This window comes from Pedobacter cryoconitis, assembly GCF_014200605.1.
In the GTDB taxonomy this organism is placed as follows: Bacteria; Bacteroidota; Bacteroidia; order Sphingobacteriales; family Sphingobacteriaceae; genus Pedobacter; species Pedobacter cryoconitis_B.
In genome coordinates this window covers 1,023,970-1,036,244 of record NZ_JACHCE010000001.1, presented here as the reverse complement: position 1 = coordinate 1,036,244, position 12,275 = coordinate 1,023,970, and the positions used below count along the sequence as shown (strand labels likewise).

Sequence of the window (12,275 nt, the reverse complement as noted above, 5' to 3'; positions counted from 1 at the left end):
AAGGATATGTACATGCGCCATTTTAATGATGACTTCGCTCACAGCGGAGTGTCAATGGAAAGTATGGCACTATGAGTCCGGAGAAAAAAATACGGTGTCTTTATTACCTTCCAAAAACCAATTAAAACAGGGCTATACTTTCTTTGCAATAACTGATGATTATGATAAAAATGTAATTACCGGAGGATACGAGCCTTTTTTGAAAAACAAACTTTGGAAAATAAAGCTAAATGAACCAAAAGGCTATTTAGCCAGGCGTTTGTATTTTAATCTTTATAGTGAAAATATATCGGCGCTGAAACTGCAAGTCTGTGAAAGTAACGGAAAGTGTTATGAACGCCGCTTTGAATTTGCTAAAGATGGTTATCAGATACCATTTGAATGGGCTATAGATAAAGCGGCTGAAGTAACAGCTGGTACACATAAGCAATCTGGGGATAACAGCCCTCTTTGCTATGTGACAATTGAACTTAAAGATATTGCTAAAACCTATAAGCTAATAGTTGGTGAGGCCAAATCATATGAAGAGAATTTAATAAAATCACCCAGCAAAGGATTATTTTTCGGGGAGCTGACTGGCAAAAAAGAAAATCAGATTGAAAAAACTGTGATCAGAAATTTTGGCGATAGTTATCCCTTGAATCAAAAAACTGAATTGAGCACGAATACTTCTGCTATATTTAATTTTGAATATGAGGGTGCTGATAGCGAAGGCAGACAAAAAGCTACCTTAAACCTGATCAGATATTTTTTCCAAAAATATCCCTTTTATAAAGAACATGCATTAGATAAACAGGCAATACTCTCTTCTATAGACACCCTGATTTCAGGCTCATTAGTCTTTACGGATAAAGTAGAGTTACTGAAAGGAATAGCCGATCACCTGTATGATGGACATTTTTATTTTCAAAGACCTGATAAGAGCAGAATCAGGTCTAAGATATCATCACCATTGATTCTAAAACGTATCAATAATCAAGTGCAGGTAGTGGGTATTAAAGATGGCAGATTAGAAAGTAAAATCAGCCTGGGAGATCAGCTCCGCCTGATAGAAGATAAAAGCTGTGAAAAATGGGTAGACTCGCTCAGTACTAATTATTTTGGAAATTCAGCTCAGCGCCAGGAACTGGCGATATCACATTTATTTGAAAACCAGATAGATTCATCCCTACAGCATATTACACTCGAAAAATCCGATGGCTCCCGTTATCAGGTGAGCTTAAACTATGATAAGGTATTCCCTATTCCCCGCAAATTCGTACCTGAACATTTTGGCTTTCGCAGGGTTAAGAATAACTGGATATATTTAAAAATAAACAAATGGGACAGAGGTGACTGGATCAAATTCTATAACCTGAAAGATAGTTTAAAAAATGCCGGGGGTATCATATTTGACCTGAGGGGCAATCCGGGCGGATATGAAATCGAGACTATTAAAATCGCTTCATGTTTTATAGGAAGTCCTATGGAATATTCCACCCAAACCTATTCGACCTCCGACAAGCTTTATACTGGAAAAACAATTGTAAAACCTAATAGCTTCTTAGATTTATCCGGGTTAAAAATTATCATTCTGGTTGATAATAAGACTGCTTGTGCATCTGAATCCTTTGCTTTAATACTTAAGGAAAAAAAAGGAGCAACCATTGTTGGCACGGCAACAACAAGCAGTTCATTTTCAACAGTGCATGCTTATCAGCTTCCCGAGGGTATAATTTTAAATGCGAATATTCTAAGCAAAATATATCTATTAAACAATCAAAAAACAATAGAATATCAAGGGATTACCCCAGATCTGACGGTAAAAATAAATGACTATTCAGATCTGTATGGATATCATGATAAGGTGCTTCATACTGCTTTTGAAATGATCGAACACGAAAATTTACAGACAACGCTGCAAGGTTTATAATTTAATGATGATACTATTTAATACAAAAAGATGAATTGACCGGTCAACTAAATAAATAATCTATTCACAATTTAAAACTTAAAAAATGGAAAATCAACCAAAAATCATGAGCACACTTGTAAACGCTCAAGGAGAAGAATCAACTGAGAAAGTACAAGGTTTCTGCGGAAAAGGCTACAGTTCAAATGGCGGTGGTACATCTTGCAGCAGCGGTTACGGCAGTAATGGCGGAGGAACCACAAGTACATCTGAAGAACTTGAGATTTTAATCTAATGCTTTTAACCTGCCGGGTACCTGTACCTGGCAGGTTAATTTAATGGTTATAAAGATTTTTTCATTCTTAAATAAAGATTATTTATCATGCTACCGAACCTAAAACTAAGTTATTACAATCATTTTATTCCACATACCAAACGGGATGTCTATATCATTTACAATGCATTTTCAAATGCTATGATGCAGGTAGACTACGATTTAGGGCATTTTATTTCCAAATTAAACAGCATGGAAATACACTATCTTGACCTGGATGTAATCTCGGCCCTGAGAGCCAACGGGATGATCATTTCCAGTGAGACAGATGAATTTGTAGAAGTAAAGAAGCGTGCAAATCAGTCCAGACAAACCATGACGGACTCCTCTACCCTTTTCCTCTGTATCTCACCAACTAACAGTTGCAACATGAAATGTCCTTATTGTTTTCAAGGTGATAAAAGTGCCAAAAACAGGGATACTAAATATTTGAATGAAGATAGCATGAACAACCTGAAACAATTGGTTTTGAATGCTGTAGAAAGACCTCATGCCCAGAAAATAGAAAAAATAGCAATTGAGTGGTTTGGCGGAGAACCTTTATTACGCAAAAATGTAATTAAAGAATTTTCTGAGTTTGTATTGGACATTTGTGAAAAATATGACCTGGATTTTTATGCCAGTATCATTACCAATGCCTCATTGCTGGATAGCAATACCTGGAAGTTATTAGCAGACTGCAGGGTTTATGATGTGCAGGTTACTATAGACGGCCAAAAGGATATGCATAACCAGGTGCGTTTTTACGGAAATGGAAATGGATCCTATGATGATATCATGAATAATCTTTCTGCTATGCCAAAAGATAAATTCGTGGTAACCATCCGTATTAACGGGGATAAAGCCGTTTTTGAGAATATCCCTGCATTATTTCAGGATTTCCAGGACAGAGAATTCTGGCCGCAGCGTGGCCAGCAGGTTAAATTTCACTGGGCACCTAAATTTTACAACTTTTTAGGCCATAATCAGGATAAGGATATTTACTATACAAGCTATGAATATCAGAAATCAAGACAGGATTTTGAATTTCTAAGAGTAGATCATTTTAAACGATGGGCGATAAGTACAGGATCAAAGTCTAAAAGACTAAATTTCGCCTACCCTAATCTCTCCTCTTTTTATTGTTTAACAGTAGAGAGTGCAAATTCTCTATCTATTGATGACGGAGGTTTTATTCATAAGTGTTACAATACAGTCAATAGTAAAGATAAACGGATTGAACATGTCAATGATTTTAACGGACAAAATCCCGCCCTCAGCCAGTATAAACATTTTGATAAAACTGAACAGGCTGATTGCCGGACCTGCAAGGTGCTGCCTATATGCGATGAAGGCTGTAATATGCGCTTTGTGAGCAATGCGGAAAGCAAAGTATGCAGTCCATGGAAATATTTTATGGACGAACGTATGCAAGCTATCTATGAGCAGAATTTCTCCAAAGATCATCCCGAAAATCAATTATTTACAAGCGAAGGAGAAGTTAAACTCGGATAGAAATCCTGGTTGACCATACCAGATTATATGGGAATTATATGATAAAGATCGGCATTATTGATAGCGGAATCAATCAGGTATATGCGGGAGAATTACCGGCTGTCCAGGGCATTTTTTTAGAAAAAGATAAGCTGACCAATCAGATCTGCTCATTTGATAACATCTTTGACCGCATTGGTCATGGCAGTGAATGCTTTAGAATAATTTCGTCCATAGTGACTGGCGCCAATTATTATATAGTGAAAATTTTTGATCAGGAGATGATTGCCGATGTGGATATTCTTGCTGCAGCTATACAAACCTGTATCAATCAAAATGTAAATATTATCAATATCAGCGCTGGTGTTATCGCTGATAAAATACCTGAGTTATTACGCATTGTTTGTGATCAGGCTTATGAGAATAACATAGCGATTATATCAGCAAAACACCAGTCAGGCACCCATTGCTACCCGGCACATTACCGGAAAGTAATTAGTGTCGGTACGACCACCTTGCCTGAGGGTGAGTTGTATAATTATAGCTATAAGGAAAACATTGAATTCTATACTTCTGCTGTGGATTTGTTTCCGGATGACATCACCTGGTCTGACTCTACAAGCTTTTCCTGTGCGAAAATGACAGCCTATGCTGCAAACATCCTGAAATTAAAAGGCCATATGAAAATGGAAAATTTAACGGATGAACTAATCAATAATGTTAAACAATAGCAGCACTCAATGAAGAAAAAACTAAGCCTGATATTATGCCTTCTATCCTTAACGATTTTATCAAAAGCACAAATAGTAAAGATTTCAGGGAAAATAAAATCCGAGCCCAATACAGCACTGAATATGGCCACTATAACGTTGCGTACGGTTCAGGATTCAATACTTGTAAAGGGTACTGCGTCTGATGAACAGGGTGTTTTTGTTTTGGAAAGCTTAAATGCAGGAAAATATATTCTTCATATTTCTCATCTTGGTTATGAACCCTTTCATCAGCGGATTGATCTTGCGGACCGCAATATTATCCTAAAGGATATTATACTTGCCAAAGATCTATCAGTTAAACTAGATGCGGTAGAGGTGAGATCAAAAAGGCCCTTAATTGCCAGGTCACTTGATAAATTAACATTGAATATAGAAGGCAGCGTATATGAAAAAGGGGAAGACGCCCTTCGGTTATTCAATATTATTCCCGGTGTACAGGCAACCAGCAGGGATATTACTTTCCGTGGATCGGAGAAAGTAACTGTTTATGTGAACAACAGAAGAATTCTATTATCCGCAGACCAGATATTAGCTTATCTGCGTACTATTCCATCAGAGTCTATCAAGTCTTATGAATTAAGACAAGTTCCGGGAGCAGAATATGACGCACAAAATGGAGGGGTAATTATTAATATCGTGCTGAAATCTGATTATAGATACGGGCTATCAGGCAGTGTAAATAGTGGTTACTGGTATAATCGGGAAAACAATACTTTTAGTTCTGCATCGGCAAATTATGGAGTAGAGAAATTAACCATTCAGGGAGGTTTTACTTATCGGAATTCTCCTGCTTTTTATGAGGATAATATCAGACAAGAATTTAAACAGACAAATATATACAATACACAAACTGAAAAATATATAGAGAAATACCCTTCTATTGCTTTCAATGCTGGTTTTGACTATAGACTGACGCCTAATCAGATTCTAGGGGCCAACTATAACAGATTTGATAATCCCGGAGATTTCAGTAATACCACAACCACCAGTTCCGACTTTTTCAGCAATAAAAACAGCAACCAGAAAGACTCTTCCTCCTATAGTACCAAGAATACCAGGTTTACCTACAGGAATCAAATTGCAAACGCTTTTTACCGCAATAAACTCGATACCCTTGGAAGTAAACTTGACATAGGTTACAGTTATGTAAATTATGATTTAAATGACCCTTCGGCACTGGAAACTAAATTTTTCAATAGTGCAGGAGCAGAAATCGGGCCACGTGACAGTTTATTTGCACACAATAAGGGGAAATCAAACGTCCACGTCTTCAATATGGACTGGGAACAGCATTATGGTAAGTCTTTACAGCTAAATCTGGGTGGTAAATACACGACTTCAAAAACCGATTATGCTATGGAATATCGAAATGGTCTGGATGGCAATGCGCCCCTGGATATTTTAAGATCTAACCGCTTTATATATCAGGAAAAAATATTAGCCTTATACAGTACCCTGACCAAATCTTTCAAAAACTGGGAAGTAAAAGCCGGACTGAGAGCGGAACAAACTGATTATAATGGTCAGTCTGTTACCACAAATGAAACCATAGGCCGTAACAGATGGGATTTTTTCCCTTCCACCTATGTGCGCAGAAAGCTGGGTGAGCAGCATGCACTTTCGTTTTCTTATGCACGCAGGATAGACCGTCCGGGATTCAGACAATTGAACCCTTTTACATTTTATACAAGTCTGAATACTATTCAGCAGGGGAACCCGAATTTACTACCTTATTTCAGCAATAATTTACAGCTGGAATATGTGTTTAAAAATAAATATACACTGACTGTGGGCTATCAGAATACCAAAGCTGGGATAGCGACTAATGTGACAAATATTGGCGATGTAATTGTTTCTAAAGATGCCAATATCAGTGATAACAGAAACTCTTTTCTGTCTGTTTATATTCCTGTCCAGATCACCGATTGGTGGGAGTTCAATATGAATGCTACCTTAAGAAATACCATACTTGATGTACGCACAACACCAGAAGTTCACCGGTCAAAGTTTTCACAGGATTTCTGGGCCGTACAGAAATTTACTTTACCTGGAAAATACTATGTTGAGGTTTCTGGTAATTACGGCCGAAACCGCTTTTATGATATTTACGACTCATTTAATACGGGTAATCTGAATATATATGTGAAGAAAAGTTTTTTCAAAGACAGGCTGACCACCCGACTGGAACTGGCAGACCCTTTTCACCTCAATAAACCTGGAAATACTATTGACAGCCCATACTTTACCAGGATTAGTGAAAGAACCAGACTGGACTATATCAGAAGCGTTGGGATTTTCTTAAACTATAGCTTTTCGGGCGGAAAAAAGACGACAAACAGAGAAGGAGTTGATGCCGGTGGAAATGAAGCCCGGGGGCGTTTATAAAAATCTGGTAAATCAGGACCAACATGGAGCAAAGAAAAATATGAACAAGGAAAAACCAGATGGATTTGATAGCAGTGGTATCCGCTTCACGAGATATGAAGCAAGTGAAGAGCTTGTCCGCAATTTAAAGGAATCCTGGCAATCTTATGTTAGCCAGGATATACCAGCTTACCCGGGCCATTTTTCTGATCAGGGAATTGTGATTTGTGGCGGAGGTATCCGGTATTTTACCTGTGCCTGGGTAAGTATCCATTTATTGAGAAATAGTGGCTGCGCGCTTCCTATAGAGCTTTGGTATATGGATGAAGAATTAAATGAGGAAGTGATCATGGAATTGCAGGCACTGAATGTGGTTTGTAAAAATGTTGACCATTATGCTTCTTCGCCATTGCAAGGTTATGCAATTAAACCATTTGCCATACTCAATAGTGCTTTTAAAGAGGTCTTATTTATTGACGCGGACAACAACTGTCTTGCAGACCCAACTTATTTATTTGACACTGAGGACTATAAAAAAAATGGAGCCGTATTTTGGCCGGATTTCTGGAAAACTGATATTGGGAATCCGATCTGGAAAATCGTTGATGCTACTGATTATGAAGAATATGAACAGGAAAGCGGGCAGATTCTGATCCATAAAGAACGTTGCTGGGCTGCACTGAATTTGTGTATGTATTTTAATCAGCAAAGGGATATCTATTATCAGTTTTTACTGGGCGATAAAGACACCTTCAAATTTGCCTGGAAAGCTCTGCAGCAACCCTATTCGATGATTGCCACGCCTGTAGCTTTTTGTGGATATGCCGGGGAACTGAATACAATCCCTTACAAAGGTATTGCTATGGTTCAGCATGATTTACAGGGCAGGATCTTATTTATACATCAAAATCTGATGAAATGGGACGTGGTGAAAGACGATGAATTTTTATGGGGCAAAATAAAAAAATTTAAACCGGATGCCAAAAACCGCTTGTTTATCCTGGAAATAGTCAAACTCTCTAAAGGAAGACAAAAATTGGTTTTTGACATTGATGGTGATATTTCAGTGGAAAATTTTCTGGAAGAGATACTGGAGAAAGAGAAATTATGTCTTGCCGTATTGAAAGACCTGCGTACATCCGGTTTCTATTTACGGTTTATTTTATACCTGTACCAGACCCGTCTCAGGACCTGAACAGAACAGCTATTCATCTATATATAAACCTGACTATGAATGCAGTGCGAAAATTTAAAGAATTAAAGGTTTTTTTTGCCTTCTTAAAGAAATACTGGGGCTACGAAGTACTCATGCTGGCATTGATTTTAACGGGAACTGCATGCAGTTTAGCGGCGCCATTTGTATTGGGGAAAATAATTGATGACGTAATCCCCTCTGCCAATCAGCACCTCCTTCTTGAACTGGTATTGATTATGGTAGGGATTAATGTGATCCGTTTTTTTGTCGGAATGTCTTCTGATTATTTAAACACATGGCTGTCGGGTCGCATGATTACTGACATTAAAGAGAAATTATTTACCAATTTACTCAGGATGCCCTACCCTTACTTTGAGAAAAATAAGCCGGGAGAAGTTATCCAGGTAATTAGTCATGAAGTAGATAAAATCCAGCATTTTCTGACTACAGGGGTAATCAGGTTATTAAACAATGTATTTATCTTATTGAGTTTAGCCGGTTTGCTTTGTTATCTCAACTATCGCCTGTTCCTGATCACTTTACTACTTGTACCTATTGTTATTTTTATCAATGGAAGAGTGAGCCGGCGGGTTAGGGAACTGGTAAAAAACACCGGAATTAAGGAAGGAGAACTATACAATTTCTATTTTGAACGGATCAAGAACATTAGCCTGATCAAGTTATTTAATACGCATGATTACGAAAAAAATGTATTTAAGCGCAAAACGAAAGATTTAATAGAGTTGAACCTTAGCAATACAAAGCTAAGTGCTTTAGGTAGTAATGGATCATCATTTTTCATCTCTCTTTCCCCTTTAGTTATCTTACTGGTAGGCGGTTATGAGGTTATGAACCATGCGATGACTATTGGCGCCCTGGTCGCATTTATACAGTATTGTAACCGGTTAACCCCTCCTACAAATGATTTTTTGAACTTATATGTTGATTATGTCAGGGCGCATGAATCTGCGAAACGAATTTTTCCTTATTTAGACAGACCCGCTGAGCCGGTACAGGATAAACGGATCATAACCAGCCAGCATATCGGAAAAATTGAATGTTATGGCCTCTCATTCACTATTGATCAAACTACAATTTTATCCGATATCAACCTGAAGTTTGTCAGTGGAAATAGTTATGGAATTATAGGAGCTAATGGTGCCGGAAAAAGTACGCTGATTAAAATCATTTCAAAGTTATATGATCCAACTCAGGGACAGCTTAAAATTAACGGAGAGATCTCTTTACTGGATGTTTCCATAAATGAATGGTGTGATTATGTAACTGTGATTACTCAACAGCCACAAATTTTATATGAAAGCATCCGGGATAATTTAGTTTATGCAAATCGTGAGGCTACGGAGACCGAATTATGGAACAGCCTGGAAGCTGTTAATCTGAAAGCCTATGTGCAGTCTTTACCTAAAGGTCTGGATACTTTAATTGGTGATGGCGACAATTGTGCAAACCCTTCAGGGGGACAACTGCAAAAGCTGTCACTGGCCAGATCATTATTAAAACAGGCTCATATTATTTTATTGGACGAAGTCACTTCTGCAATGGATGACAGCAGCAGTAAGGAGGTTTTAGAACTGATATTGAAAGTTTTTTCGGACAAGATCATTATATGTATCACGCACGACCTTACTGATGCACTGTTATTGGATCAGGTTATTCTATTAGAGGAAGGGAAACTGATCGAAGTTGGTGAACCGGCTGCCTTACTGCTGGAAAATGGAAAGTCTAAAGAGTTGTTTAAATATAAAATAACAGGGTCTGTTATATAAAATAATTGGTATGAAATCGATAACAAAGATATTGGTATTGTGTGATGCCCACGATTGTTTGAGACACGAAGGACTCAACCTATTATTATTGAAGCAATTGTATACGACAGTCTTTTTGCTGAAAAAACATTTTGCAAAAAGCAGTTATACTTTGCATGTGAACAGCAGGGGAATTATTGGCTTTGAAAATTTCTGGCCCGATACGCATCATTTATCTTATTTTTTGAATGATTATACCATTCAAGAGGATTGGAATACAATTGATATGTCAGCTTATGATTTGATTATAACGCATCCGGATTACCAGAAAGATCTGCAGCAGCATTTTTTGCAGCGGTATGATTTAGCTGTCAATGAGCAGAGAATTTATTCATTTTCAGAACTGCAGTATGATTGTACTATGCTTTATAAAATTGCTGCAACCTTATTTGGAAAAGAAGGCTTGCTCCCCTTTGAGCGGAGTGTAGAAAATCAAAACCAATTGAATGTCTTTAAAAAAGAATTTGATGATGGTATCCACCAGGTGACCATTGACCAGCAAGAAGCCAGAATTCCACAAATGGATCAGTTAATAGAAAAGATCAATTGCAGGTTTCAGCCGGAAAGAGCAAAAAGAATATTGATTTTAGACGACTTTAAAAGACCTTTTTTTATTGGTGACTCAGTTTACTGGCTAGCTAAAATAAAAAAGCTGATGACCATTCTTCCCGCGGACAGTGAATATTGCTTAAACATCAGTAACAGGGCCGCATTTGATCCGATCTACAAGATATTTCAAAAATCACTGCCTCATAACATTTATATTACGAATAAAGACTGGAAGGATTTGTCTTTTAAGGAATATGATCTGATACTATGCAATAATGATATATTATTAAAATTCTATCACTTTATTGTGGTAGCCAGTGCTGGGCATCCCAACGCAATAGCTAATGAAAACCTGTCTGGGCAACTGGTTTTTTATTCATTTAGTGCGATGGATGAACGGCCCGTTTCAACAAAGGCAACCATGGACTTTTATACAAATGCCTGCTATCATCCTGGATATTCAGACCAGGTGAAGACGAAGCTCGGCGAAGAGATTATGAATACGCTTTCTTTATTACCAGAAGAACATCTTTGGGCAAAGGATTGGCTGGTCAGTAATGGTATAAAAGAATCAGATCGTTTAATTGTTTTATTGCATGATGCTTCCAGTAAGGATAAAGTGATTTATGATCTGACGTTATTTCAATTCATCAGGAAACTTTCCGGACTAAGTAAAAATATCAGAATCCTGCTGGTGACTTCAAAAAAGGTTTCAGATAATATCTGGCTGAATGAGCTTATAAGACGTAGAGAATGTGCAAATGTTATCCTGGCAGATACTTTAAGCCTGCGTGAAGTGATGTGTTTATACACAGATCAGAGAGTGGATGCCGTTATCGGTCCATGCACTGGATTAATGCATCTGGCCGAAGGGGTCTATACCCATTTACTAAATCAGCAATTAATTGTTAAACCTCCTTTATTATTAACTTATGCCGGTAAACAGGTACCGGAAAGAAGGTATCATCCAAATCAATGGTGGAAGGGCTCATACCTTGTCCGCTGCCTTGTGCATATGCGTCATGCTCAGGGAGGTAACGACAACCAGCTCCTGTTAATGGCAGAATGTCCGCCAGATTTTGAAGAATTTAACCGGGAAAGTATTCCTGCCAGAGAAATAAATAGTGAGCTGCTGTTTAATTTCATAACTGAAAAATTTCCGGAATTCATTGATCAATATGCTGTGACTAATCATAGTCATTCTGCAGCAACTGATCTTCCGCTTTTAATTACAAAGGATTCATCCCCTGTGTGTGAAAAGATCCCCACGTTTATTATCAGTCTGGAACATAGGACTGACCGGCGAAATCATATTTTGAAGCAGTTTGCAAATCAAACGGCATTCGACTGGACCCTGGTTAATGCGATTGAAAATGAAAATGGACGTTTAGGCTTATGGCTTACGATTAAAAAAATTGTTACAGAGAGTGCGTATTCGGGTCATGAATATATTTTGATCTGTGAAGACGATCATCAATTTACTCCAGCCTATTCGGAACAGCATTTATTTGCATCTATTGCTCATGCAAAAAATTTAAACGCCGATATTTTACTTGGTGGAATTTGTTTTTGTGATGATCGGATTAAACAGGTGAATGCGAATTTAATAGCTGTAGATAATTTTGCATGCACACAGTTTGTAATTATTTTCAAATCATTTTTTGATCATATCTGTACCGCAGAATTTCTTGAACATGATTGTGCTGACTTAAAAATGTCGGACCTAAGCAACAAGAAATTAGCGATATACCCATTTATTTCAACGCAAAAAGATTTTGGATACTCTGATGTCTCTAGTGGATATTATGAAAGCAAAATGTCCATTCATTTTGAAGAAACATCAAGACTGATTGATAACATGATTAAATAA

8 protein-coding genes are annotated in these 12,275 nt (G+C 37.5%); all 8 read left to right on the top strand.

Going from position 1 to position 12,275, the window contains the following annotated elements:
• Positions 1-25: 25 nt before the first annotated feature.
• The gene (locus HDE68_RS04670; protein ID WP_183879384.1) at positions 26-1,912 is read left to right on the top strand and encodes a S41 family peptidase; all 1,887 of its coding nucleotides are present in this window, start codon (positions 26-28) and stop codon (positions 1,910-1,912) included.
• Between the two features lie 85 nt (positions 1,913-1,997).
• Complete coding sequence (locus HDE68_RS04665) at positions 1,998-2,186, top strand: hypothetical protein (RefSeq protein WP_183879382.1); 189 nt, start codon at positions 1,998-2,000, stop codon at positions 2,184-2,186.
• A gap of 87 nt (positions 2,187-2,273) precedes the next feature.
• Positions 2,274-3,719, top strand: a complete 1,446-nt coding sequence (locus HDE68_RS04660) for a radical SAM/SPASM domain-containing protein (RefSeq protein WP_183879380.1) — start codon at positions 2,274-2,276, stop codon at positions 3,717-3,719.
• Between the two features lie 38 nt (positions 3,720-3,757).
• A complete protein-coding gene (locus HDE68_RS04655; RefSeq protein WP_183879378.1) occupies positions 3,758-4,429 on the top strand; it encodes a S8 family serine peptidase in 672 nt (223 codons plus the stop codon).
• Between the two features lie 9 nt (positions 4,430-4,438).
• Positions 4,439-6,856: an outer membrane beta-barrel family protein gene (locus tag HDE68_RS04650; RefSeq protein WP_183879376.1), complete on the top strand. Its 2,418-nt coding sequence runs from the start codon at positions 4,439-4,441 to the stop codon at positions 6,854-6,856.
• Positions 6,857-6,896: 40 nt separating this feature from the next.
• Positions 6,897-8,030 (top strand): hypothetical protein, encoded by a 1,134-nt coding sequence (locus HDE68_RS04645; protein WP_183879374.1) that lies wholly within the window; start codon positions 6,897-6,899, stop codon positions 8,028-8,030.
• A 35-nt stretch (positions 8,031-8,065) separates the two neighbouring features.
• Positions 8,066-9,817, top strand: a complete 1,752-nt coding sequence (locus HDE68_RS04640; protein ID WP_183879372.1) for an ABC transporter ATP-binding protein — start codon at positions 8,066-8,068, stop codon at positions 9,815-9,817.
• Positions 9,818-9,827: 10 nt separating this feature from the next.
• Positions 9,828-12,275 (top strand): glycosyltransferase family 9 protein, encoded by a 2,448-nt coding sequence (locus HDE68_RS04635; protein WP_183879370.1) that lies wholly within the window; start codon positions 9,828-9,830, stop codon positions 12,273-12,275.